Origin of the sequence: Pseudomonas taiwanensis (genome assembly GCF_013393345.1) — a bacterium.
GTDB lineage: Bacteria > Pseudomonadota > Gammaproteobacteria > Pseudomonadales > Pseudomonadaceae > Metapseudomonas > Metapseudomonas resinovorans_C.
On sequence record NZ_QJRF01000076.1, the window covers coordinates 248,879 to 273,767 of the forward strand.

26 protein-coding genes are annotated in these 24,889 nt (G+C 64.2%); 19 read left to right on the forward strand and 7 right to left on the reverse strand.

Translation table 11 applies throughout. The annotated features are described in order from the left end of the window. Positions 1-40: 40 nt before the first annotated feature. The 4 genes from DM872_RS28295 to rpmE all read right to left on the reverse strand — a co-directional run bounded on the left by DM872_RS28295 (position 41) and on the right by rpmE (position 3,899). Entirely contained in the window at positions 41-1,309 is a 1,269-nt protein-coding gene (locus DM872_RS28295) for a malic enzyme-like NAD(P)-binding protein (protein WP_179062505.1), read from the reverse strand. Positions 1,310-1,408: 99 nt separating this feature from the next. Beyond that, positions 1,409-2,863, reverse strand: coding sequence for a M48 family metalloprotease (locus DM872_RS28300; RefSeq protein WP_179062506.1), 1,455 nt, complete (start codon positions 2,861-2,863; stop codon positions 1,409-1,411). Continuing rightward, positions 2,860-3,660 carry a thermonuclease family protein gene (locus DM872_RS28305; protein WP_179062507.1) on the reverse strand — a complete coding sequence of 267 codons (801 nt, stop codon included), beginning with the start codon at positions 3,658-3,660 and terminating at the stop codon, positions 2,860-2,862. Before DM872_RS28305 ends, DM872_RS28300 begins: the two co-directional genes overlap by 4 nt. Before the next feature lie 26 nt (positions 3,661-3,686). Further along, complete coding sequence (gene rpmE, locus DM872_RS28310; protein WP_003453200.1) at positions 3,687-3,899, reverse strand: 50S ribosomal protein L31; 213 nt, start codon at positions 3,897-3,899, stop codon at positions 3,687-3,689. 166 nt (positions 3,900-4,065) lie between these two features. Here rpmE and DM872_RS28315 point away from each other — a divergent pair, with 166 nt between their 5' ends. The 10 genes from DM872_RS28315 to DM872_RS28360 all read left to right on the forward strand — a co-directional run bounded on the left by DM872_RS28315 (position 4,066) and on the right by DM872_RS28360 (position 16,825). Next, positions 4,066-6,288, forward strand: a complete 2,223-nt coding sequence (locus DM872_RS28315) for a primosomal protein N' (RefSeq protein ID WP_179062508.1) — start codon at positions 4,066-4,068, stop codon at positions 6,286-6,288. Between the two features lie 136 nt (positions 6,289-6,424). Further along, positions 6,425-8,164: an arginine--tRNA ligase gene (argS, locus tag DM872_RS28320; RefSeq protein WP_179062509.1), complete on the forward strand. Its 1,740-nt coding sequence runs from the start codon at positions 6,425-6,427 to the stop codon at positions 8,162-8,164. A 6-nt stretch (positions 8,165-8,170) separates the two neighbouring features. Then, a complete protein-coding gene (locus tag DM872_RS28325) occupies positions 8,171-8,887 on the forward strand; it encodes an SPOR domain-containing protein (RefSeq protein ID WP_179062510.1) in 717 nt (238 codons plus the stop codon). Positions 8,888-8,983: 96 nt separating this feature from the next. Continuing rightward, positions 8,984-9,514, forward strand: a complete 531-nt coding sequence (gene hslV, locus DM872_RS28330) for an ATP-dependent protease subunit HslV (RefSeq protein ID WP_077524740.1) — start codon at positions 8,984-8,986, stop codon at positions 9,512-9,514. A gap of 29 nt (positions 9,515-9,543) precedes the next feature. After that, complete coding sequence (gene hslU, locus DM872_RS28335) at positions 9,544-10,881, forward strand: HslU--HslV peptidase ATPase subunit (protein ID WP_179062511.1); 1,338 nt, start codon at positions 9,544-9,546, stop codon at positions 10,879-10,881. A 57-nt stretch (positions 10,882-10,938) separates the two neighbouring features. Then, complete coding sequence (locus DM872_RS28340) at positions 10,939-11,313, forward strand: gamma-butyrobetaine hydroxylase-like domain-containing protein (protein WP_179062512.1); 375 nt, start codon at positions 10,939-10,941, stop codon at positions 11,311-11,313. A gap of 276 nt (positions 11,314-11,589) precedes the next feature. Then, positions 11,590-13,269, forward strand: coding sequence for a class II poly(R)-hydroxyalkanoic acid synthase (gene phaC, locus DM872_RS28345; protein ID WP_179062513.1), 1,680 nt, complete (start codon positions 11,590-11,592; stop codon positions 13,267-13,269). A 153-nt stretch (positions 13,270-13,422) separates the two neighbouring features. Next, positions 13,423-14,280, forward strand: coding sequence for a poly(3-hydroxyalkanoate) depolymerase (phaZ, locus tag DM872_RS28350; protein WP_179062514.1), 858 nt, complete (start codon positions 13,423-13,425; stop codon positions 14,278-14,280). A gap of 171 nt (positions 14,281-14,451) precedes the next feature. After that, complete coding sequence (phaC, locus tag DM872_RS28355) at positions 14,452-16,134, forward strand: class II poly(R)-hydroxyalkanoic acid synthase (protein WP_179062515.1); 1,683 nt, start codon at positions 14,452-14,454, stop codon at positions 16,132-16,134. Between the two features lie 76 nt (positions 16,135-16,210). Next, on the forward strand, positions 16,211-16,825 hold the full coding sequence (locus DM872_RS28360) for a TetR/AcrR family transcriptional regulator (RefSeq protein WP_120654153.1): 615 nt from the start codon (positions 16,211-16,213) through the stop codon (positions 16,823-16,825). A gap of 48 nt (positions 16,826-16,873) precedes the next feature. Here DM872_RS28360 and DM872_RS28365 read toward each other — a convergent pair whose 3' ends face one another. The 3 genes from DM872_RS28365 to DM872_RS28375 all read right to left on the reverse strand — a co-directional run bounded on the left by DM872_RS28365 (position 16,874) and on the right by DM872_RS28375 (position 18,665). After that, the gene (locus DM872_RS28365) at positions 16,874-17,782 is read right to left on the reverse strand and encodes a phasin family protein (RefSeq protein ID WP_179062516.1); all 909 of its coding nucleotides are present in this window, start codon (positions 17,780-17,782) and stop codon (positions 16,874-16,876) included. Between the two features lie 10 nt (positions 17,783-17,792). Beyond that, positions 17,793-18,224, reverse strand: coding sequence for a phasin family protein (locus tag DM872_RS28370; protein WP_179062517.1), 432 nt, complete (start codon positions 18,222-18,224; stop codon positions 17,793-17,795). Positions 18,225-18,389: 165 nt separating this feature from the next. Then, a complete protein-coding gene (locus tag DM872_RS28375) occupies positions 18,390-18,665 on the reverse strand; it encodes a polyhydroxyalkanoic acid system family protein (protein WP_077524731.1) in 276 nt (91 codons plus the stop codon). A gap of 142 nt (positions 18,666-18,807) precedes the next feature. Between DM872_RS28375 and ubiE the strand changes: the two genes are divergently transcribed. The 9 genes from ubiE to DM872_RS28420 all read left to right on the forward strand — a co-directional run bounded on the left by ubiE (position 18,808) and on the right by DM872_RS28420 (position 24,886). Further along, entirely contained in the window at positions 18,808-19,578 is a 771-nt protein-coding gene (gene ubiE / locus DM872_RS28380) for a bifunctional demethylmenaquinone methyltransferase/2-methoxy-6-polyprenyl-1,4-benzoquinol methylase UbiE (RefSeq protein ID WP_077524730.1), read from the forward strand. Then, the gene (locus DM872_RS28385) at positions 19,578-20,195 is read left to right on the forward strand and encodes a ubiquinone biosynthesis accessory factor UbiJ (RefSeq protein WP_179062518.1); all 618 of its coding nucleotides are present in this window, start codon (positions 19,578-19,580) and stop codon (positions 20,193-20,195) included. Before ubiE ends, DM872_RS28385 begins: the two co-directional genes overlap by 1 nt. Then, entirely contained in the window at positions 20,192-21,787 is a 1,596-nt protein-coding gene (gene ubiB, locus DM872_RS28390; protein WP_179062519.1) for a ubiquinone biosynthesis regulatory protein kinase UbiB, read from the forward strand. The genes DM872_RS28385 and ubiB overlap by 4 nt, the downstream gene beginning before the upstream one ends. Positions 21,788-21,865: 78 nt before the next feature. Further along, a complete protein-coding gene (hisI, locus tag DM872_RS28395; RefSeq protein ID WP_077524727.1) occupies positions 21,866-22,267 on the forward strand; it encodes a phosphoribosyl-AMP cyclohydrolase in 402 nt (133 codons plus the stop codon). Next, positions 22,260-22,595, forward strand: coding sequence for a phosphoribosyl-ATP diphosphatase (locus tag DM872_RS28400; protein WP_179062520.1), 336 nt, complete (start codon positions 22,260-22,262; stop codon positions 22,593-22,595). Before hisI ends, DM872_RS28400 begins: the two co-directional genes overlap by 8 nt. A gap of 25 nt (positions 22,596-22,620) precedes the next feature. Further along, positions 22,621-22,881 carry a twin-arginine translocase TatA/TatE family subunit gene (locus DM872_RS28405; RefSeq protein ID WP_179062521.1) on the forward strand — a complete coding sequence of 87 codons (261 nt, stop codon included), beginning with the start codon at positions 22,621-22,623 and terminating at the stop codon, positions 22,879-22,881. Between the two features lie 6 nt (positions 22,882-22,887). Beyond that, a complete protein-coding gene (tatB, locus tag DM872_RS28410; RefSeq protein WP_179062522.1) occupies positions 22,888-23,391 on the forward strand; it encodes a Sec-independent protein translocase protein TatB in 504 nt (167 codons plus the stop codon). Further along, on the forward strand, positions 23,388-24,182 hold the full coding sequence (tatC, locus tag DM872_RS28415) for a twin-arginine translocase subunit TatC (protein WP_179062523.1): 795 nt from the start codon (positions 23,388-23,390) through the stop codon (positions 24,180-24,182). The genes tatB and tatC overlap by 4 nt, the downstream gene beginning before the upstream one ends. Then, positions 24,179-24,886, forward strand: coding sequence for a 16S rRNA (uracil(1498)-N(3))-methyltransferase (locus DM872_RS28420; protein WP_179062524.1), 708 nt, complete (start codon positions 24,179-24,181; stop codon positions 24,884-24,886). Before tatC ends, DM872_RS28420 begins: the two co-directional genes overlap by 4 nt. Positions 24,887-24,889 lie beyond the last annotated feature (3 nt).

Here is a 24,889-nt window from a genome sequence, read left to right on the forward strand (position 1 = left end):
AAAAAGCCCCGCATTTGCGGGGCTTCTTTTTGGTCCGGACTTAGCCGTTGAACACTTCGTCCACCGAGTTCAGCGGATAGTGCTTCGGATAAGGCAGGGTCGCTACGCCGGATTCGATGGCGGCCTTGGCCACAGCATCGGAAACGACGGTGATCAGACGCTTGTCCATGGGTTTCGGAATGATGTACTCACGGCCGAATTCCAGGGAGTCCACGCCGTAGGCGTCGCAGACGTCCTTCGGTACCGGCAGCTTGGCCAGATCGCGCAGGGCCAGGGCGGCGGCAATCTTCATCTCTTCGTTGATGCGAGTGGCGCGTACGTCCAGGGCACCGCGGAAGATGAAGGGGAAGCCCAGCACGTTGTTGACCTGGTTCGGGTAGTCGGAGCGACCGGTAGCCATGATCACGTCGTTGCGGGTCTCGTGAGCCAGTTCCGGCTTGATTTCCGGGTCCGGGTTGGAGCACGCGAAGACGATCGGGTTGGCCGCCATGCGCTTCAGGTCTTCCGGGCTCAGCAGGTTGGCGCCGGAGAGGCCGACGAACACGTCAGCGCCATCCAGGGCTTCGGACAGGGTGCGCTTGTCGGTTTCGTGGGCGAAGACGGCCTTGTACTGGTTCAGGTCGTCGCGACCGGCATGGACTACGCCCTTGCGGTCGATCATGAAGATGTTCTCGACCTTCGCGCCCATGCTAACCAGCAGCTTCATGCAGGAGATGGCGGCCGCACCGGCGCCGAGGCAGACGATTTTGGCTTCGGCCAGGCTCTTGCCGGCGATTTCCAGGGCGTTGAGCATGCCAGCGGCAGTCACGATGGCGGTGCCATGCTGGTCATCGTGGAAGACCGGGATGTCGCACTGCTCGATCAGGGTGCGTTCGATCTCGAAGCACTCGGGTGCCTTGATGTCTTCGAGGTTGATGCCACCGAAAGTGATGGAGATGCGCTTGACGGTGTCGATGAAGGCCTGAGGGCTTTCAGCGTCAACTTCAATGTCGAATACGTCGATGCCAGCGAAACGCTTGAACAGGACGCCCTTGCCTTCCATTACCGGCTTGGAGGCCAGCGGGCCGAGGTTGCCCAGGCCGAGGATTGCAGTGCCATCGGAAATGACCGCTACCAGATTGCCCTTGCCGGTGTACTTGAAGGCCAGCTCGGGATCACGCGCGATCTCGCGTACCGGCTCGGCGACGCCCGGGCTGTAGGCCAGCGACAGGTCGCGGGCGGTGGCGGTCGGCTTGGTCAGCTCGACGCTGAGTTTCCCGGGGCGGGGCTGGGCATGGTATTCGAGAGCGGCCGTTTTCAGATCAGACATTTTGGCATTTCCGCTTTTGCTTGTGACAGACGTGACGGGCGAGCATACGCAAGATGCTGGGGGCTAACAAGACCGTTCAGTCACTCCACGTCAACCCCTCTAACGTACGACTTTTAGCCAGTCTCCGGGCTTTGGCTCGCCTATTGGATACAAATTATTAAGCAATCGGATACGATTTTCCAGATCCGCTTGAGGTCCTGGTAATTTGCTTTCCCGGGCCAGGCTGGCCACGGTCTGGCCGGCTTTCACCTGGATCAGATGGAGGCGTAGCGGCTGACCCAGGGCCAACTCCTCCTTCTTCATCGGACGGAAGCTACGAATCACCGAGAGGAACTTGTCATCTTGGCTTTCCAGGGACGCCTTGTTGCGGATCGCTCCCACGAAAAGATAAGCCTTGTCGTCCTTGTAGATCACCGCCACACGTCGCGCAGGACTCCCCGCCAGCACAGCCGTGGCGCCCTGGAGGCCGGCCTGCTGCAGCGACTCCTCCATGGACAGGCGCTGACTACCAGCCTTCTGCCGCAGGTAGTCGGCGGGCGCCAAGCTGGGCTTGCTGCCATCCATGGTCATGGCGATGAAGGCCTGCTGGTCTGCGCTGTGGGTGATCACCGCATCCGGACGATTGACCAGGCCCCAGCCATCAGGGAAGTGGAAGGTGAAGTCCAGTCCGGCGTGATAGAAGTCCTGCCCACGACGCACACCGGTTTCCGCCGAATCACCGAACGGCAGCCCCTCGAGATGCTTCAGGAAGACCTCCCGGTTCACCACCTGATTACTGCCAGCCAGCGACTTTGCCGGCCCTACGACCTGTTTCAGCCGGGTGTCGTTGTCCGGGTGGGTATCGAACAGCCCGTGATAGCCCGACGGCGGCGCCTCCTGCCCCTTGCGCTGCGCCTGGCTACGGGCAAATTCCTCCTGGTTCTTCAGAACTTTCACCACTTCGATCATGGCTTGCGGGTCATAGCCGCTGCGCGCCAAGTACTGGGCACCGAGGCCATCAGCCTCCAGCTCCATGTCGCGACCATAGCCGCGCACGAAGGCAGTCCCCAGCACATTGGTCAGGTCACCGGCGGCGCCGACGCCAGTGCCGATGGCAACCGCCTGACCCAGGATGTTCCAGGCGGTGGACTGGCTCTGCTGCTGCACGCTATGCCGGGCAGTAACGTGCCCCACCTCGTGCCCTAGCACAGCGGCGAGCTCCGCCTCCGAGTTCAGGTACGCCAGCAGGCCGCGATGGATATAGATGTAGCCACCCGGCAGGGCGAAGGCGTTGATATCCGGCGAATCGACCAATGTGAAGTGGTACGGGATGCCGCTGCGATGGCTGTGAGTGGCGACGCGCTGCCCGACCTCCTGCACATAAGCCTGCAGTTTCTGGTCGGCATAGGGCGGGTTCTGCTTGACGATTTCCTGGTTGTAGCGGCGACCGAGGTCCAGCTCCTGCTGCTCGCTCATCATCACGAAATTGGTCTTGCCGGTGGCAGGATTGACTGCACAGCCAGCCAGCAGGGAAGAAGCGAGAAGCAGCGCCATGACGAGCGCAGGGAATCTCATCGAATCACCTCGAGCATTCCATTGTGGGTAAGGGGGAGCATCCAGCGGGCACCCTTCGTATTTACGCCGCCGCCGCGTGCACGGTCAATGACCCAACCTCTCGCCTCCACTCGCCTACCCACCAGCCGTTGCAGCGCGGCGGCATTGAACTGGTGCAGGTGCTTGAGGTTGATCCGCAGTACCAGAGGCCCCTCCAGTTCAAGCCAGATTCCACCCCGATTGCGCTCCACCCGGGCGACTCGCCCCTGCACCAGCGCGAATCCGCTGCGGCGCAGTTGCCAGGACGTCTGCTGAGGCGACTGGCGCCAAAGCCCCCGCCCAGCGCGACGAGCCGATCGCTCAGCCAGCGCATGACAGTCATTAAGGGCCGAATTGGGAGCGATGACGATACGAAACGCCAGTCCGTCAGTGAGCAGGAACTCTTCGAGATTGCGCCCGCGATCGTCATAGAGATGGGCCAGCGTTCGACCGTAGCGGTCCTTCGACTCGCGTCCCAGCCGAAGCGCAACGCGTCCGCCATTGGCTTGCACCAGCCCGGCGAGCCGTTGACGGGCGGCTCCGGAGTAAGGCTCAGCCGACCGCCCCTTGCGAGCCAACTCAGGCGCATTCAGACCGATCAGACGAACGCTTCGTCCATCAACCAGACGCAGCGTGTCCCCATCGACGACTTGTCGGACTTGATAGGTAGGAAGCTTCCCGGGAACCGGGCAGGCGGCATGAAGGGAGAAACTCAGGAGCCAGAAAAAGAAAAAGGCGCCTGTCAGAGGCGCCTTTTTCGTCAGCGGGGACTTGGCCATCAGGCCTTCCCGGGCTGTATCGGCTCTTACTTGGCGCCGAATACGCCGAAACGCTGCTTGAAGCGATCGATACGGCCGCCGGTGTCCAGGACCTTCTGCTTGCCGGTGTAGAACGGGTGGCACTCGGAGCATACGTCGAGGCTGATGTTCTTGCCGAGGGTGGAGCGGGTCTTGATGACGTTGCCGCAGCTGCAGGTAGCTTCGATCGCGACGTACTCGGGATGGATTTCCGGTTTCATTGCTTGATCCTCAGGTCTGGCGTGCCGCCACCCGACCCTATGTCGAGTACCGCACGGAAACAGGCGGCGGATGATACCAGAGTGAGTGTGCGTTGCAACCTGCCGGCCGCGCCGGCTGTCGCGCTGCACCGTGCTAAGATCGCGCCTTTTCCGACAGGACCGCCGCTTGCCTGACGCCCCCATCTTGCGCCTCGCGCTGCCCTCCCCGCTGCGCCGCCTGTTCGACTACCGTGCGCCCGCCGGCGTACCCCGCGCTGCCTTGCAACCGGGCGTGCGCCTGCGGGTGCCATTCGGTCGCCGCGAGATTATTGGCGTGCTGGTGGAACTGGCCGAGAAAAGCGAGGTGCCGGCCGACAAGCTCAAGCCTGCACTGGAATTGCTGGACAGTCGCCCCCCGCTCCCACCGGCGCTGTTCAAGCTGTGCCTGTGGACCGCCCAGTATTACCAGCACAGCCTCGGCGACACCCTGAGCTGGGCACTGCCGGTGCTGCTGCGCCAGGGCGAACCCGCGGAAGCCCGCCAGGAGCGCTTCTGGCACGCGATGCCTGGCGCCAGCCTCGATGATCCACGCCTCGCCCGCGCCCCGCGCCAGCGCCAGGCCCTGGCCACGCTCGCGCAGCATCCCCACGGTGTTGCCCACCAGTTGCTCGCGCAATTGCAGCTGAACAAGGACAGCCTCGAAATCCTCCTGGAAAAGGGCCTCGCCCGGGTGGAAGTGCGCCGCCACGCGCCCAGCGAACGCCATGGCCCGCTGCTGGCGCAACCGGAGCTGCCGCTCAACCCCGAGCAACGCGCTGCCTTCGACGCCGTGCATGCCTCATTCGGCAGCTTCAACGCCCTGCTCCTGGCTGGCGTCACCGGCAGCGGCAAGACCGAGGTCTACCTGCAACTGATCCGCCAGACCCTCGAAGCAGGCAAACAGGCGCTGGTGCTGATCCCCGAGATCAACCTGGGCCCGCAGACCCTCGAACGCTTCTCCCGCCGCTTCAATGCGCGCATCGCCCTGCTGCACTCGGCGGTGAACGACCGCGAACGGCTCGACGCCTGGCTGGCCGCCCGCGACGGCGAGGCCGATATCGTCATCGGCACGCGCTCGGCGCTGTTCACGCCACTGAAGAACCCGGGACTGATCATCATCGATGAGGAGCACGACGCCTCCTATAAACAGCAGGAAGGCCTGCGCTACCACGCTCGTGACCTCGCACTGGTGCGTGCCCGCCAGGAGAACATTCCGATCCTGCTGGGCTCGGCCACGCCCTCCCTGGAAAGCCTGCAGAACGCGCACGCCGGGCGCTATGGCCTATTACGCCTCACCCAGCGCGCGGGCGGTGCCAAGCAGCCGCGCTTCCTGCGGCTGGACGTGAAGAGCCTGCCGCTGGACTCCGGCATCTCGATGCCCCTGCAGCAGGCCATCGCCCAGACCCTGGCCGCCGGCCAGCAAGTGCTGGTGTTCCTCAACCGTCGCGGATTCGCCCCCACCCTGCTGTGCCATGACTGCGGCTGGATCAGCCAGTGCCCGCGCTGCGACGCGCGCATGACCCTGCACCAGCGCTACAACGAGCTGCGCTGCCACCATTGCGGCCACACCCAGCGCCAGCCGGCCTGCTGCCCCGACTGTGGCCGGGTCGACCTGCGCCCGGTTGGTGCCGGCACCGAGCGCGCCGAGGAACGCCTGGCGATCCTCTTTCCGAAGACGCAGGTGCTGCGTATCGACCGCGACAGCACATCGCGCAAGGACGCCATGGACAAGCTGTTCGCCACCATCCAGCGCGGCGAGCCCTGCATCCTGGTCGGCACCCAGATGCTCGCCAAGGGTCACCACTTCCCCCGTGTGACCCTGGTGGCCATCCTCGATGCAGACGGCGGCCTGTTCTCCGCAGACTTCCGCGCCAGCGAACGCATGGCCCAGCTCATCGTCCAGGTCGCAGGCCGGGCCGGACGCGCCGAAGAGCCGGGCAAAGTAATCATCCAGACCCACCTGGCCGAGCATCCGCTGCTGGTGCAGCTCACCGAGCAAGGCTATTTCGCCTTCGCCGAACAAGCCCTGTCCGAACGCCGCGCCGCCGGACTGCCGCCCTTCGCTCACCTGGCCCTGCTCCGCGCGGAAGCGCACAAGCCGGGGCAGGCGGAAGAATTCCTCGACAGCGCTTGCGGGGAAGCCGAACAACAACTGGCCGAGATGGGACTCAACAACGTCGAACTCCTTGGCCCCGTGCCCGCGCCCATGGAGCGCCGCGCGGGCCGCTATCGGGCGCAACTGCTGCTCCAGGCCAACGCCCGGGCGCCGCTGCACCGACTGCTGACGCCCTGGAGCCAGGCCCTGGAGCAACTCCCCGGCGGCCGTGCAGTGCGCTGGTCGCTGGATGTGGACCCCATCGATCTGTTCTAGAACGACCACCCGGCCGATATTGCTCACTGGTCCTTGCAGGCCGCCGCTTAAAACTTGAAGCTGCGGCCGCAGCCCGCCGATAATGCACAGTTTTCAACCAGCGCCAGCCCTTCCCGGGCGGCCGGAAGAGCAGAAGATGAAAGACACCATTCGCCAGCTGATCCAGCAAGCCCTGACCCGACTCGCCAGCGAGGGCGTGCTGCCCGAGGGCCTCAGCCCGGCTATTCAGGTGGAAAACACCAAGAACAAGAGCCACGGCGACTTCGCCAGCAACATCGCCATGATGCTGGCCAAGCCCGCCGGCATGAAGCCGCGCGACCTGGCGGAAAAGCTGATCAACGCCCTGCCCCAGGACGAGCAGGTCGCCAAGGTCGAGATCGCCGGTCCCGGCTTCCTCAACTTCTTCCAGAACAGCCAGGCACTGGCCCAGCGCCTGGAAGCCGCGCTGGCCGACGAGCATCTCGGCGTGCGCAAGAACGGCCCGCAGCAACGCGTCGTCATTGACCTGTCGGCGCCGAACCTGGCCAAGGAAATGCACGTCGGCCACCTGCGTTCCACCATCATTGGTGACGGCGTCGCACGCGTCCTGGAGTTCCTCGGCGACACCGTGATCCGCCAGAACCACGTGGGCGACTGGGGCACCCAGTTCGGCATGCTGCTGGCCTACATGCAGGAACAGCCGGTCGGCAGCGATGCCGAGCTGTCCGACCTGGAATCCTTCTACCGCGCGGCCAAGAAGCGTTTCGACGAGTCCGCCGAGTTCGCCGATCGCGCCCGCGAGCTGGTGGTCAAGCTCCAGGCTGGCGACCCCGACTGCCTGAAGCTCTGGACCCGCTTCAATGAGATTTCCCTGAGCCACTGCCAGGCCGTCTATGACCGCCTGGGCGTGAAACTCACCATGGCCGACGTGAAGGGCGAGAGCGCCTACAACGACGATCTGGCCAACGTGGTTGCCGACCTGCGCGCCAAGGGCCTGCTCACCGAGAGCGATGGCGCCCTGTGCGTGTTCATGGATGAGTTCAAGAACGCCGAAGGCAACCCGCTGCCGCTGATCGTGCAGAAGGCCGGTGGCGGCTACCTCTACGCCACCACCGACCTCGCGGCGACCCGCTACCGTAGCGGCGTGCTCAAGGCAGATCGCGCACTCTACTTCGTCGACCAGCGCCAAGCCCTGCACTTCCAGATGGTCTTCGCCTGTGCCCGCCTTGCCGGATTCGTGCCCGACAGCTTCGAGATGGAGCACATGGGCTTCGGCACCATGAACGGCGCAGACGGCCGCCCGTTCAAGACTCGCGATGGCGGCACCGTGAAGCTCATCGACCTGCTGGACGAAGCCGAGCAGCGCGCCTATGACCTGGTGAAGGGCAAGAACCCCGACCTGGAAGAGGCCGAGCTGCGCCAGATCGCGCGGGCCGTGGGTATCGGCGCGGTGAAGTACGCAGACCTGTCCAAGCACCGCACCAGCGACTACAGCTTCAACTTCGAGCTGATGCTGAGCTTCGAGGGCAACACGGCGCCCTACCTGCTTTACGCGTACACCCGCGTGGCCAGCGTGTTCCGCAAGCTGGGTAAGGACTTCTCCGAGATCGACGGCCAGATCATCCTCGCCGCCGAACAGGAGCAGGCCCTGGCCGCCAAGCTGGCGCAGTTCGCCGATACGCTTGGCAACGTTGCCGAGAAGGGCGTACCGCACATCCTCTGCGCCTACCTCTACGACCTGGCCGGCCTGTTCTCCAGCTTCTACGAGAACTGCCCGATCCTCACCGCCGAAGATCAGGCCACCCAACAGAGCCGCCTGCGCCTCGCCGCGCTGACCGGCCGCACCCTCAAGCAAGGCCTGGAGCTGCTCGGCCTGCAAACCCTGGAACGCATGTAACGGACTATGGCGAAGAAAAAACCTGCACCCAAGCGCGGGGCCAGCCGCTACCAGGCGCCGGCCAAGAAACCGGTGCCCGGCTGGGTCTGGTTGGCCATCGGACTGGTCATCGGTGGCTTCGTGGTCTTCCTCAACCAGCTCGAACCCGGCCGCGACGAAGTGCGCCGGGCCAAGCCCGAGCAGGCCACGAACGGTGCCGCCAGCGGCAAGGCCAGCAGTGATGCCGGCAAGGTCCAGGCCAAGCCGGCGACGCCGCCAGCCCAGGAACCGGCAAAGCCGAAGTATGACTTCTACACCCTGCTGCCGGAGTCGGAAGTGATAGTGCCGCCGGAAGCGGTGCAGAAGGAGACGCCGGCCACCCCGCCTGCGCAGAAACCGGTCACCCCGGAAGAAGCCGCCAAGATCGACGCAGCGCGCGCCCAGGCCGCCCTCAACGGCGAAACCCCGCCGCCCGCGCCGGTGGTGGCCAAAGCGCCGGTCACCAACCAGTTCTTCCTCCAGGCCGGTTCGTTCCGCAAGCGCGACGACGCGGACCGGGTGCGGGCGCAGATCATCCTCCTCGGGCAGAACGTCCAGGTGGAGTCCGGCACCGTGCGCGAGGAAACCTGGTACCGCGTACTGGTCGGCCCCTACGCCAACCGCGAGCAACTCGCCTCGGCGCAGAAGCAGCTGGCCGGCAGCGGTTTCAGCAACCTGCTGTTACAGCAGCGCCAGAGCCGTTGAGCTGTTGATTACCGCGCCCGGTTGAAAAGCCGGGCAAGGCCCCCCATCTGAGTTTCCATTCGGGCATTTCCGCCCCGCTGCGTGGAGACTCTCCCCTTGACCACCATCGTTTCAGTCCGCCGCAACGGCAAAGTCGTCATGGGCGGCGACGGCCAGGTTTCCCTCGGCAACACCGTCATGAAGAGCAACGCCCGCAAGGTCCGCCGTCTCTACCACGGTCAGGTCCTGGCCGGGTTCGCCGGTGCCACCGCCGATGCCTTCACCCTGTTCGAGCGCTTCGAAGGCCAGCTGGAAAAACACCAGGGCCACCTCGTCCGTGCCGCCGTCGAACTGGCCAAGGACTGGCGTACCGATCGCTCCCTGAGCCGCCTGGAAGCGATGCTCGCCGTGGCCAACAAGGATGCCTCGCTGATCATCACCGGCAATGGTGACGTGGTCGAACCCGAGCACGGCCTGATCGCCATGGGCTCCGGCGGCGGGTTTGCCCAGGCCGCCGCCATGGCGCTGCTGCAACACACCGAGCTGTCCGCCCGCGAAGTGGCCGAGACCGCCCTGAACATCGCCGGCTCCATCTGCGTGTTCACTAACCAGACCCTGACCATCGAGGAGCTGGACAGCGCCGAGTAAGGCCGCCGTCCCGCATTGGAGCAACATTCATGTCCATGACGCCCCGCGAAATCGTCCACGAACTCAACCGCCACATCGTGGGCCAGGATGACGCCAAGCGCGCCGTCGCCATTGCCCTGCGCAACCGCTGGCGCCGCATGCAGCTGCCGGCCGAGCTGCGCGCCGAGGTAACGCCGAAGAACATCCTGATGATCGGGCCGACCGGTGTCGGCAAGACCGAGATCGCCCGTCGCCTGGCCAAGCTGGCCAACGCGCCGTTCATCAAGGTAGAAGCCACCAAGTTCACCGAAGTGGGCTACGTCGGCCGCGACGTCGAGTCGATCATTCGCGACCTGGCCGATGCCGCCGTGAAGATGATGCGCGAGCAGGAAATGCACCGCGTGCGCTATCGCGCCGAAGATGCCGCCGAAGATCGCATTCTCGACGCCCTTCTGCCTCCGGCACGTACCGGCTTCGGCGACGAACAGCCGCGTGAGGATTCCAACACCCGCCAGCTGTTCCGCAAGCGTCTGCGCGAAGGCCAGCTGGACGACAAGGAAATCGATATCGAAGTGGCTGAGTCTCCGGCCGGCGTGGAAATCATGGCCCCGCCCGGCATGGAGGAAATGACCAACCAGCTGCAGAACCTCTTCTCCAACCTTGGCAAGGGCAAGCGCAAGACCCGCAAGCTGAAGGTCAAGGAAGCGATGAAGCTGGTGCGCGACGAAGAAGCCGCGCGTCTGGTCAACGAGGAAGACCTGAAAGCCGCTGCGCTGGAAGCCGTGGAACAGAACGGCATCGTCTTCATCGATGAGATCGACAAGGTGGCCAAGCGTGGCAACGTGGGTGGCGCCGATGTCTCCCGCGAGGGCGTCCAGCGCGACCTGCTGCCGCTGATCGAAGGCTGCACCGTGAACACCAAGCTGGGCATGGTGAAGACGGACCACATCCTGTTCATCGCCTCCGGTGCCTTCCACCTGTCCAAGCCCAGCGACCTGGTGCCGGAACTGCAAGGCCGACTGCCGATCCGCGTCGAACTCAAGGCGCTGTCGCCGGAAGACTTCGAGCGCATCCTCACCGAGCCCCATGCATCGCTGACCGAGCAATACAGTGCGCTGCTGAAGACAGAAGGCCTGAACATCGAGTTCGCCCCGGACGGCATCAAGCGTCTCGCCGAGATTGCCTGGCAGGTCAACGAAAAGACCGAGAACATCGGCGCCCGTCGCCTGCACACGCTGATCGAGCGCCTGCTCGAAGAGGTTTCCTTCAGTGCCGGCGATCTCGCCGCGCAACACGACGAGACGCCGATCCACATCGATGCCGCGTACGTGAACGGCCACCTCGGCGAGCTGGCCCAGGACGAAGACCTGTCGCGCTACATCCTCTGACAGGTGCACACTGAAGATAGCCGGCACGCCGGCTATCTTCGTTTGGAGACCCCCGACATGCGCATCCCCAGCGGCATCGAACTGCACAAGGCCTCCAGGACCTTGACGCTGAAGTACGGTCCGGACGAAAGCTACACGCTGAGCGCCGAGTTCCTGCGCGTGCATTCCCCCTCGGCGGAAGTACAGGGCCACGGCAAACCCATCTTGCAGTACGGCAAGCTGAACGTCGGCCTGACCAAGCTCGAGCCGGCCGGCAACTACGCCCTGAAATTGACCTTCGATGACGGCCACAACAGCGGCCTGTTCACCTGGGATTACCTCTACGAACTCGCCACCCGCGAGCAAGCGCTGTGGAACGACTATCTGCAGGAGCTGGCGGCCGCAGGCCGCTCCCGCGATCCGGACGAATCCGTCGTCAAGCTCATGCTCTGAAGCGGTGCGCGACGCGCCCCATTCCTGCCCTGACCGCCCAAGGTTAGGGCGCTTTTTCTAAATGCTCGCGACATACTCCCGCTGCAGCGAACTCTCTGCGGTCCGCTTGCGCAAACTGACAAACTCGGGTAACCAAGTTCTGGCAAGTTCCATGCATTTGGCATCGCCAGATACAGAGAAATTCGCGAAGTTCGCTTCGCCTTCCCGGTAACCCGAGCGTATCAGCGCGCTGTTCCGCCAGAGCGCTGTTCGACTCAGGACAATGGAGCGTCGTAGATGAGCAACAAGAACAATGAAGACCTGCAGTGCCAAGCCTCGGATAACACCCTGAACCTCAATCCGGTGATAGGGATCCGCGGCAAGGACTTGCTGTCTTCAGCTCGGATGGTGCTGTTGCAGGCCATCAAGCAGCCTTTCCACAGTGCAAAACACGTCGCCCATTTCGGTCTGGAATTGAAGAACGTTCTGCTTGGCCAATCCGGTCTGCATCCGGAAGCCGATGACCGCCGCTTCAATGATCCGGCCTGGAGCCAGAACCCGCTCTACAGACGCTACCTGCAGACCTACCTCGCCTGGCGCAAGGAACTGCATAGCTGGATCTCTGAAAGCAACCTGTCGAGCCAGGACGCCAGCCGCGGACACTTCGTCATCAACCTGATGACCGAAGCCATGGCACCGACCAACAGCATGGCCAACCCGGCTGCGGTCAAGCGTTTCTTCGAGACCGGCGGGAAGAGCCTGCTGGATGGCCTCTCCCATCTGGCCAAGGACATGGTGAACAACGGCGGCATGCCCAGCCAGGTGAACATGGATGCCTTCGAGGTCGGCCAGAACCTCGCCACCACCGAAGGCGCTGTGGTCTTCCGCAACGACGTGCTGGAGCTGATCCAGTACAAGCCCATCACTGAAAGCGTGCATGAACGTCCGCTGCTGGTGGTACCGCCGCAGATCAACAAGTTCTACGTCTTCGACCTGTCGCCGGAGAAAAGCCTGGCGCGCTTCAGCCTGCGCAACGGCCTGCAGACCTTTATCGTCAGCTGGCGCAACCCGACCAAGGCGCAGCGCGAATGGGGCCTGTCCACCTACATCGAGGCCCTCAAGGAAACCATCGATGTCATCCTGAAGATCACCGGAGCCAAGGATCTCAACATCCTCGGCGCCTGCTCCGGCGGCATCACCACTGTCGCCCTGCTCGGCCACTACCAGGCCACCGGCGAGAACAAGGTCCACGCCTTCACCCAGATGGTCAGCGTGCTCGACTTCAACCTCGACACCCAGGTCGCCCTGTTCGCCGATGAGCAGACGCTGGAGGCCGCCAAGCGCCGCTCGTACCAGGCTGGCGTGCTGGAAGGCAAGGACATGGCCAAGGTCTTCGCCTGGATGCGTCCCAACGACCTGATCTGGAACTACTGGGTCAACAACTACCTGCTGGGCAACGAACCGCCGGCCTTCGACATCCTCTACTGGAACAACGACACCACGCGCCTGCCCGCCGCACTGCACGGTGAGCTCGTGGAGATGTTCAAGACCAACCCGCTGACCCGTACCAATGCCCTTGAAGTCTGCGGCACTCCAATCGACCTCAAGCAGGTCACCTGCGACTTCTATTGCGTAGCCGGTACCACCGACCACATCACCCCCTGGGAAGCCTGCTACCGCTCGGCACGGCTGCTGGGTGGCAAGTGTGAGTTCGTGCTGTCCAACAGCGGCCACATCCAGAGCATCCTCAACCCGCCTGGCAACCCCAAGGCGCGTTTCTCCACCAGCAGCGACATGCCGGCAGACCCGAAAGTCTGGCTGGAGAACGCCACCAAGCACGCCGACTCCTGGTGGCTGCATTGGCAGCAGTGGATCGGCGAGCGCTCCGGCAAAACCAAGAAAGCCAACTTCACCCTGGGCAACAAGGCCTTCCCGGCCGGTGAAGCTGCGCCTGGCACCTATGTGCACGAGCGATGACAGACTGCGCCTTGCGCACCACTGCCCATGGCACCAGGAAGTGCCCTACGCGCCGCCGGCATCTGCCGGTGGCGCTGGTCAGGCACCGCCTGGCAGATTCGGGGGGCGCTCGCGAACGCTTCCCCCGGCGTTCTAATCAATAGGGCCTTGCGCATGCCGCTACCTTTCGTATTCCGCACCATCGAGTTGGACGGCCAGACCATCCGAACCGCCGTTCGCCCCGGGCAGTCGCACATGACCCCGCTGCTGATCTTCAATGGCATCGGCGCCAACCTCGAACTCGTGTTTCCCTTCGTCCAGGCCCTGGACCCGGACCTGGAAGTGATCGCCTTCGACGTACCCGGGGTCGGTGGCTCATCCACCCCGCGTACGCCCTACCGTTTCTCCGGCCTGGCCAAGCTCGCCGCGCGCATGCTGGACTACCTGGATTACGGCCAGGTCAGCGCCATTGGTGTGTCCTGGGGCGGTGCACTGGCACAGCAGTTCGCCCACGACTACCCGGAACGCTGCAAGAAACTGATTCTCGCCGCCACCTCGGCCGGCGCCGTGATGGTGCCTGGCAAACCCAAGGTGCTCTGGCGCATGGCGAGCCCGCGACGCTACATACAGCCGTCCTACGGCGTGCACATCGCACCCGACATCTACGGGGGCGCCTTCCGCCGCGACCCGGGCCTGGCCATGGCTCACGCCAGCAAGGTGCGCTCGTCCGGCAAGATGGGCTACTACTGGCAACTGTTCGCTGGCTTCGGCTGGACCAGCATCCACTGGCTGCACCGCATCCGCCAACCCACGCTGGTGCTGGCAGGCGACGATGATCCGATCATTCCCCTGGTGAACATGCGCCTGCTGGCCTGGCGGATTCCGAATGCGGAACTCCACGTCATCGACGACGGTCATCTGTTCCTCGTGACCCGTGCCGAAACGGTGGCGCCGATCATCATGAAGTTCCTCGCCGAGGAGCGTCATCGTGCCGTGATCCATCCACAGGCATTGCCGCTGCGTAATAGCTGAGAACCTGCCGCTCCCTTGTGGGGCGGCCGCATGACGCCCGAACCAGACCGGTGCGTGCTGTCATCAACTTGAATTTTGCTGGAGATAGTCTGGAATGCCCTTCGGGCTCCTGGTGGTACAAGCCTTGCTGTAGTCCTCCTGAACCACGGACCGAATACGGAGCGTTGCCCCATGCGAGAAAAACAAGTCCCGGGCACCTTGCCGGCACCAGCCGCTTTCATGAACGCGCAAAACGCCATCGTCGGCCTGCGCGGCAAGGATCTGCTTTCCACCGTACGCAACCTGGCGCTACAAGGGCTGCGGCATCCGGTGCACAGCGCACGGCACATGCTCGCGTTCGGCGGCCAGGTCGGTCGTGTGCTGCTTGGCGATACCCTGCATCAGCCCAATCCGCAGGACAGCCGCTTCGCCGATCCTTCCTGGCAGCACAACCCCTTCTACCGTCGCGGCCTGCAGGTGTACCTCGCCTGGCAGAAGCAACTCAGCACCTGGATCGACGAGAGCGACCTCAGCGACGACGACCGCGCTCGCGCGCGCTTCGTCATGGCCCAACTCAGCGACGCACTGTCGCCCACCAACAGCCTGCTCAACCCGCTGGCCGTGAAGGAGTTGTTCAACACCGGCGGCCTCAGCCTGATCAAGGGACTCGGCCATCTGGTGGACGACCTGCTGCACAACGACGGCATGCCCAGCCAGGTCAGCAAGCATGCCTTCGAGATCGGCCGCAACCTCGCCAACACGCCGGGTGCTGTGGTCTACCGCAATGAGCTGCTGGAGCTGATCCAGTACAAACCGATGAGCGAGAAGCAGTACCTGCGCCCCTTGCTGGTGGTGCCGCCGCAGATCAACAAGTACTACATCTTCGACCTCGCCCCGGATAAGAGCTTCGTCCAGTACGCCCTGAAAAATGGCCTGCAGGTGTTCATGGTGAGCTGGCGCAACCCGGATGCGCGGCACCGTGAATGGGGCCTGTCGACCTATGTGCAGGCCCTCGAAGAAGCCTTCGAAGCCTGCCGCGCCATCACCGGCAGCAAGGAAGTGAACCTCGCGGGGGCTTGCGCTGGCGGACTCACCATTGCCGCATTGCAGGGACACCTGCAGGCGCGCCGGCAGCTGCGCAAGGTCACCAGCGCCACCTACCTGGTCAGCCTGCTGGATAGCCAGGTGGACAGCCCCGCCGCGCTTTTCGCCGATGAGCAGACCCTGGAAGCCGCCAAGCGCCGCTCCTACCAGGCCGGTGTTCTGGACGGCAAGGACATGGCGAAGATCTTCGCCTGGATGCGTCCCAACGACCTGGTGTGGAACTACTTCGTCAACAACTACCTGCTGGGCCGCGAACCTCCTGCGTTCGACATCCTCTACTGGAACAACGACAACACTCGGCTACCTGCAGCGCTGCACGGCGACATGCTCGACTTCTTCAAACACAACCCGCTCACCCGCAGCGGTGGACTGGAGATCTGCGGCACCGCCATCGACCTGCAGAAGGTCACGGTGGACAGCTTCAGCGTGGCGGGCATCAACGACCACATCACCCCGTGGGACGCCGTCTACCGATCCGCGATGCTGCTGGGCGGCGACAGCCGCTTCGTGCTGTCCAACAGCGGCCATATCCAGAGCATTCTCAATCCGCCGGGAAACCCCAAGGCCAATTTCTACGAGAACGGCAAGCTCAGCTCCGACCCACGCGCCTGGTACTACGACGCCAAGCACGTACAAGGCAGCTGGTGGAGCCAGTGGCTGGGCTGGATTCAGGAGCGCTCCGGCGAGCAACGGGAAACCATCATGGCGCTGGGCAACCAGGACTATCCGCCGATGGAAGCCGCGCCTGGAACCTACGTTCACGTGCGCTGAAAAACATGCGTGACCGGCCGCGCGAGACGCCGGCCGGTCCTTCACTTTCTCTTTGAATGCCTGACAAGAAACCTGGATGAAGACCCGCGACCGCATCCTCGAATGCGCCCTCGAGCTGTTCAACCTCAACGGCGAACCCAACGTCACCACCCTGGAAATCGCCACTGAACTGGGCATCAGCCCCGGCAATCTCTATTACCACTTCCACGGCAAGGAGCCGCTGGTGATGGCGCTGTTCGAGCGCTTCCAGGAAGAGCTGGCGCCGCTGCTCGACCCACCGGCCGATGCGCAACTCGACGCCGAGGATTACTGGCTGTTCCTGCACTTGATCGTGGAACGCCTGTCGCAGTACCGCTTCCTGTTCCAGGACCTGTCCAACCTGGCCGGTCGCCTGCCCAAGCTGGCCCGTGGCATGCGCAACTGGCTGAACCACCTCAAGCGCACCCTGGCGGCCCTGCTGGCGCGATTGAAGTCCGAAGACCAGTTGGTCAGCGATACCGAAGCCCTTGGCCAACTGGTGGAGCAGATCACCCTGACCCTGCTGTTCTCACTCGACTACCAGCGGGTACTGGGCAGCGGAGGCGAGATACGCCTGGTGGTCTATCAGGTGATGATGCTGGTCGCTCCGCACTTGCGGCCCGGCTCCCGCCACGCGGCGGAGAACCTCGCCCGGCGCTACCGGGAGACCTGAAACGAAAACGCCCGGCAATGCCGGGCGTTTTCGTCATACCGATACAGCTCAGGACTGGCTGGCCGGCGGAGTTGCCGGTACTGCCGGAGCCGGTGCTGCTGCCGGTGCTGCGCTGGGAGCCGGAGTAGCAGCTGCTGCGGTCGGTGCTGCGGGAGCAGCAGCCGGTGCGGCAGGCTTGGCGGCCTTGGGCGCGGCGGGTTTCTTCACGGCCGGCTTCTTCGCGGCGGCGGGCTTGGCCGCTGCCGGTTTCGCAGCAGGTTTCGCTGCGGGCTTGGCGGCTGCGGCTGGCTTAGCGGCTGCAGGCTTGGCTGCCGGTTTCGCCGCAGGCTTCGCAGCAGCTTTTGCAGCGGGCTTGGCTGCCGGTTTAGCAGCAGGCTTGGCAGCGGCTGCCTTGGGCGCCGGTTTGGCAGCAGCGACTTTCGCAGCCGGTTTTGCAGCAGCTTTGGCGGCTGGCTTGGCGGCTGGCTTCGCAGCAGCTTTGGCAGCCGGCTTGGCGGCAGTCTTGGCAGCAGCGGGCTTGACCGATTTCGCCGACACGCCAGTGAGTTTCTCGAGCTGCCTGGTCAGGGTATCGACCTTGCCTTGCAGGTCTTTCACTTCACTGCGGCTGGGCACGCCGAGACGGGAAATGGCGCTGTTCAGACGCTTGTCGAAAGCCTCTTCCAGCTCGCCCCATTTGCCAATCGCCTTGCCCCGGACCTCTTCGACCTTGGACTTGGCCGTGCCCACGCGGGCGCCGACCTTCGACTTGACCGCGTCTACCTGCTTGTCCACTTCGGTCTTGGCCTGCTTTTCAGCCTTCTCACCATCCTTGACCAGCGTATCGAACAGCTTGGAGCCGTCGTTGCTGACCTTCGAGTAGGCCCCCAAGCCAGCCAGCCAGATCTGGCGCGAGTATTTCTCGATCTCGCCGATCCAGGAGTTGGTGTCTTTATCGGTTTTCTTCTTGCCAGCCATCCTGCTCTCCTTATTTGGTTCGCGCGACGTGCTCGAGCAACGCGCTCAGCTCATCAAGCTTAGCAGAGAGTGCCTCAACGTCCTGCCGGGAGGGAATACCAATGCGGTTGAGCGCGCTGGCTACTCGGTTGTCGAACGCCTTCTCGATCTTGTCGAGTTGGACTTCGACTTTTTCCTTCACGCCGGTGACGCTGTTCTTCACGCTGTCGAACTGGCTGTTGGCGGCTTCGACCTGCTCATCGACGAGCTTCTTGCCTTGCTTCTCGACGCCTTCGCCGGCCTTCACCAGCTCCTTGAAATAGTCGACGCCTTCGGCGCCGGCTTTGGCGTAGGCGCCCAGGCCAGCCAGCCAGATCTTGCGGGCGTAGAGCTTCACGTCGCTGACGACAGTGGACTTGCTTTCGGCTTTCTCGAGTTTCTTCTTGACGGCTACTTTGGCCATGGTGCACCTCACGCGGAATGGTAGATGACTCGCCCTTTTTCAGGACTTGAGCGCAAGGTAGCGAGGAAAATTAGAAACCGCATACTAGCCGCGAATTGGGGCCGTTTCGGTGAGAGCGGATTCATTCGCGAAGGGCCGCCAGGCGGCCCTGGGAAGAGATGGGGCTCAGACCAGGTATTCGTCCAGCGCCTTCTCGATCTCGCGCTTGATGCTGCCGCTCATGGCCGACAGCAACAGGCCCAGCTTGACCTCCACGCGCACCTTCGAATCGCTTACCTCGATCTGTCCGTCGGCGCCGCTGCGCTTGAATTCCAGGGTGTCTCCGCGCCATTGGTAACGCACGTCGTATTCACGCGCCAGGCGCTCGGCCAGTTTCTCGGCTTTCCCACGGACGGCTTCGCGACCGAGGGCATGGGAACGTTCGACTTGGATGCGGGACATGGGGGGTTCCTGAACTGCGACCTTTGGTCGCGTGAATATACCAGTGCCCGCGGCCCCTGACCGCGTCCGCCGCCGTCGGGCGCCAAGACAAAGCCGGACGCGGGCATTAGAATGGCCGCCATTCAATTCCGGTGGCAGCGACATGAACGATCAGCGCAAAGGCAACGACGCCGAACCCACGACCCACTTTGGTTATCAGCAGGTTCCCGAAAGCCAGAAGGCCGACAAGGTCGCCGAGGTCTTCCACTCGGTCGCGGCCAAGTACGACCTGATGAACGACCTGATGTCCGGGGGCGTCCACCGCCTGTGGAAGCGCTTCACCATCGAGCTGTCCGGCGTTCGCCCGGGCAACCGCGTGCTGGATATCGCCGGCGGTACCGGCGACCTCACCCGCCAGTTCTCCCGCCTGGTCGGCATGACCGGTGAAGTGGTACTGGCCGACATCAACGCCTCGATGCTCAAGGTGGGCCGCGACAAGCTGCTGGACAGCGGCGTCGCCGGCAACGTCAGCTTCGTCCAGGCCGACGCCGAGAAGCTGCCCTTCCCCGATAACCACTTCGACGTGGTCACCATCGCCTTCGGCCTGCGCAACGTCACCCACAAGGACGAAGCCATCCGTTCGATGCTGCGCGTGCTCAAGCCCGGTGGCCGCCTGCTGGTATTGGAGTTCTCCAAACCCACCAGCGGCCTGCTGTCCAAGGCCTATGACGCCTACTCCTTCAGCCTGCTGCCGCTGATGGGCAAGTTGATCACAAACGACTCCGAAAGCTATCGCTACCTGGCCGAATCCATCCGCATGCACCCGGACCAGGAAACCCTGAAGGCGATGATGGTCGAAGCCGGCTTCGAGCGCGTCACCTACCACAACATGACCGGCGGCATCGTCGCCCTGCACCGCGGCATCAAGCCCTGATGCTGACCCAGGCGCTGCTGGCCGGTATCGAGCTCGGCCTGAACCGGGTGCTGACACTGGACAGCACGGCGCTGCCGCGCATGGCATCCCTTGAAGGCAGCGTCATCGAAGTCGACTGCCAGAGTCCGGCCCTGACCCTTTTCCTGCTCCCCGGCGGCGACGGCCTGAAGCTGTCCGCCCACTGGTCCGCTCCCGCCGATTGCCGCCTGCGCGCGCCGGCCAGCAGCCTGCTGAAGCTGGCCACCACGCGGGAAAAGACCGCCGTCCTGCATAGCCCGGAAGTCACCCTCGAAGGCGACAGCGGCGTGCTCCTGGAGCTGGCCGCGATCCTCCAGGACCTCGAGCTGGATTGGGAATACGAGCTGTCGCGCTGGCTCGGCCCGGTCGGCACCCAGTTGCTTGCCGGCCACCTGAAGCTGCGCGCCAACTGGGCAGGCCAGGGCCTGGAAAGCCTGCGCCAGAACCTCGCCGACTACCTGGCCGAAGAATCGCGCACCCTCGTGGGCCGCCGCGAAGCCGACGCACGCTTCGCTGAACTGGATCGCCTCAAGTTCGCCCTCGATCGCCTCGACGCCCGCGTCGAACGCCTGAACCAGAGAACCAAACCCATCGCATGAAGCTGCTCGCCGCCCGCCGCCTGTTGCGCATCCAGCAGGTCGTCATCCGCTACCGCCTCGATGACCTGCTGCTCGAACTGCCGCTGCCCTGGTGGCTGCGCACGCTGAGCCACGTCCTGCCCTGGCGCTGGCTGCCGCGCAAGGAACTCAGCCTGACCCGCGGCGAGCGCCTGCGCCTTGCCCTGGAAGACCTCGGTCCGATCTTCATCAAGTTCGGCCAGCTGCTTTCGACCCGCCGCGACCTGATGCCGCCAGACATCGCTGATGAGCTGGCGCGCCTGCAGGACCAGGTGCCACCCTTCGCCCCGGAGAAAGCCGTCGCGCGCATCGAGGAACAACTCGGAGCCAGCGTCAGCGAAGTATTCGCCCGCTTCGACGTGGAGCCGCTGGCTTCGGCATCGGTGGCGCAGGTCCACGCCGCGCAACTGAAGAGCGGTGAAGAAGTGGTGGTGAAGGTGATCCGCCCGAACCTGCGACCAATCATTCGCCAGGACCTCGCCTGGCTGTTCATCCTCGCCCGGCTTGCCGAGCGCGTCTCCGCCGATGCCCGCCGCCTGCGCCCGGTGGAAGTGGTGGACGACTACGAAAAGACCATCTACGACGAACTCGATCTGCTCCGCGAGGCGGCCAACGCAAGCCAGCTGCGCCGCAACTTCGATGGCTCGCCGTTGCTCTACGTGCCCCAGGTGTACTGGGACTGGTGCCGTCCCAAGGTGCTGGTGATGGAACGCATCTACGGCATCCCGGTGACCGACCTCACCACCCTCGCCGACCAGCGCACGGACATGAAACTGCTGGCCGAACGCGGTGTGGAAATCTTCTTCACCCAGGTGTTCCGCGACAGCTTCTTCCACGCCGACATGCACCCCGGCAACATCTTCGTCGCCACCCGCCAGCCCTGGAACCCGCAGTACATTGCCATCGACTGCGGCATCATCGGCAGCCTCACCCCCGAGGACCAGGACTACCTCGCCCGCAACCTGATCGCCTTCTTCAAGCGCGACTACCGGCGCGTGGCCCAGCTGCACATCGACTCCGGCTGGGTGCCGGCGGAAACCAAGGTCAACGACTTCGAAGCGGCCATCCGCACCGTCTGCGAACCCATCTTCGAGAAGCCTCTGAAGGACATCTCCTTCGGCCAGTTGCTGCTGCGCCTGTTCCAGACTGCGCGCCGCTTCAACATGGAAGTCCAGCCGCAGCTGGTGCTGCTGCAGAAGACCCTGCTCAACATCGAGGGCCTGGGCCGCCAGCTCTACCCGGACCTGGACCTCTGGACCACCGCCCAACCGTTCCTCGAGCGCTGGATGCGCGAACGCGTCAGCCCAAGGAGCCTGTTGAGCAACCTTCAATCCCAGGTGGAGCAGGTGCCCCACCTGGCAGGCATGACCCGCGACCTTCTGGAGCGCATGAGCCAGCCGCACGCCGCCGACCCGCCGCCGCCCTGGCAGCAGCGCAACGACGGCCTGGCCCTGCGCCTGCTCGGCGTCGGCCTGCTGCTGGGCGCCGCCAGCCTGGGTCTGGAACAGCACCTGCAGGCCTGGCCGAGCTGGCTGATGCTGGCCGGCGGTCTATATCTGGTGCTGCGCCGATAGCCAGCCCCGAATGGCACTGGCACACTAGTTCGAATCCGAGCGCCGGCCCCTGAGGCCGGCACAGTTGTGGAAGACGCAATGAAAGACTGGCTGGAAGAGATTCACTGGAACGCCGATGGCCTGGTCCCGGCGATCGCCCAGGACTACAAGACGGGCCGCGTGCTGATGATGGCCTGGATGAACCGCGAAGCCCTCACCCTCACTGCCGCCGAGAACCGTGCCATTTACTGGTCACGCTCCCGTGGCAAGTTGTGGCGCAAGGGCGAGGAGTCCGGTCATGTACAACGTCTCCACGAATTGCGCCTGGATTGCGACGCCGATGTCGTCATCCTGATGGTCGAACAGCTGGGTGGCATCGCCTGCCATACTGGACGCGAAAGCTGCTTCTACCGTGTCTTCGAGAATGGCGGCTGGAAGACCGTCGACCCCGTACTCAAGGATCCGCATGCCATCTATGCCGCAGGACACAACCATGAGTGATACCCTCGCCCGCCTGGCCGAGGTGCTGGAGGAGCGCAAGAACGCCGCAGCCGACAGCTCCTACGTCGCCAGCCTGTACCACAAGGGCCTGAACAAGATTCTGGAAAAGGTCGGCGAAGAAGCGGTGGAAACCATACTCGCCGCCAAGGACGCCGCCGTCAGCGGCGACTCCAGCGACCTGATCTACGAAACCGCCGACCTCTGGTTCCACAGCCTGGTCATGCTCGCCGCCCTCGGCCAGCACCCCCAGGCCGTACTGGACGAACTGGACCGTCGCTTTGGCCTGTCCGGGCACGCCGAAAAGGCCGCTCGCCAGCCCTCCGCCTGACAAAGACAATCAAGAGGAACACACCATGGGCATCTTCGACTGGAAACACTGGCTGGTCATTCTCATCGTCGTCGTACTGGTCTTCGGCACCAAGCGCCTGAAGAACCTCGGTTCCGACGTCGGCGAAGCCATCAAGGGCTTCCGCAAGGCCATGAACACCGAGGAAGGCGACAAGGCCCCCGAGCAGACCACCACCGCCCAGCAACCCGGCGCCACGCTGAACCAGCCGCACACCATCGACGGCCAGGCGCAGCAGGTGCAGGACCCGGTGACCCGCAAGGACTGATGACCCATGTTCGGTATCAGCTTCGGTGAACTGCTGCTGATCGGCCTGATCGCCCTCCTGGTGCTAGGGCCCGAGCGGCTGCCCGGCGCGGCGCGCACGGCGGGCCTCTGGATCGGCCGCCTCAAGCGCAGCTTCAACGCGATCAAGACCGAGGTCGAGCGCGAAATCGGCGCCGACGAGATCCGTCGCCAGCTGCATAACGAACACATCATGGCGCTGGAAAAGCAGATCAAGGAAAGCATCGTGCCTCCCACGGTCGAATCCCTGCTTTCCGAGGCAGAGCCTGAAAGCGATACCGCACCGGAAAGTCCGGCGCCCGTCGCCCCGGCTACGCAACCCGCACAGGCTACGTCGGCACCGTCCACCGCCAAGGCGCCGGCAGCTCCAGGCGTGGCGGCTCCCAACCCGGCAGCCCCGACTGCGCCTGACCAGGCCCCCAGTGCCGCGTCGACGTCTCAGCCATCGCCCCAGGCCCCCATTGAACCGCAGCAGCCGTCCCGCACCCCATGAGCGACCAGAAGCCGGAACAAGACCAGGAAATGCCCCTGGTCTCGCACCTCACTGAACTGCGTACGCGCCTCCTGCGCTGCGTGGCGGCGATCTTCCTGATATTTGCGGGCCTGTTCTACTTCGCCCAGAAGATCTACACCCTGGTATCGGCGCCCCTGCGCCAATACCTGCCGGAAGGCGCGACCATGATCGCCACCGATGTTGCCTCGCCCTTCCTCACGCCCTTCAAGCTGACCATGGTGGTGGCGCTGTTCCTCGCCATGCCGGTGATCCTGCACCAGGTCTGGGGCTTCATCGCGCCCGGCCTGTACAAGCACGAAAAGCGCATCGCCCTGCCCCTGCTGGTCTCGAGCATCGTGCTGTTCTATGGCGGCATGGCCTTCGCGTACTTCCTGGTGTTCCCGCTGATCTTCCACTTCTTCGCCAGCGTGACGCCCGAAGGCGTGTCGATGATGACCGACATCAGCAGCTATCTCGACTTCGTGATGACGCTGTTCTTCGCCTTCGGCGTGGCCTTCGAGATTCCCGTGGCCGTCATCCTGCTGATCTGGATCGGCGTGGTGGATGTCAGCTACCTCAAGCGCATCCGCCCCTACGTGATCATCGGCTGCTTCGTGGTGGGGATGGTCCTGACGCCGCCGGACATCTTCTCCCAGACCTTGCTGGCCGTGCCCATGTGGCTGCTGTTCGAGGTCGGCGTGTTCTTCGGTGGCATGATCCGCAAACGCGGTGATCATCCGGAAGACGACGCCGAAGAGCCCGGCGACCAGCCGCCCGCTACCCGCCCGTGAACCTGCTGCTTCTCGAAGACGCCGACTTCATCGCGGCGGACCGGGCACGCCTGGAAGGCCGACGCCTCAAGCACCTGCATGAAGTCCACCGCGCCGAGGCCGGCGACAGCCTGCGGGTGGGTCGCCTGGGCGGCCAGATGGGCCAGGGTCGCTTGCTGAACCTTGAAGCCAGTTGTGCGGAGCTGGAAGTCAGCTTCGACCAGCCGCCGCCAGCCAAGCTGCCCATCACGCTGCTGCTGGCCCTGCCCCGTCCGAAGATGCTCCGCCGCGTGTTCCAGACCGTCGCCGCCATGGGCGTTCCGCGCCTGGTCCTGCTGAACAGTTACCGGGTGGAAAAGAGCTTCTGGCAGACCCCTTTCCTCGATCCGGCGGCCATCCGTGAACAGCTGATCCTGGGCCTGGAGCAGGCGCGGGACACCGTGCTGCCCGAAGTCGTCATCGAGAAGCGTTTCAAGCCCTTCGTGGAAGATCGCCTGCCGCAGCTCACCGCCGGCACCCTGGGCCTGGTAGGTCACCCCGGTGACCACCCGCCCTGCCCCCGCGCCGTGAACGAGCCCATCACCCTGGCGATTGGCCCCGAAGGTGGCTGGATTCCCTACGAGGTCGAAAAATTGCACGAGGCCGGCCTGCAGCCCGTGCAACTCGGAGAGCGCATCCTGCGCGTGGAGACAGCAGTAACGGCGTTGCTCGCCCGGCTGTTCTGAGGC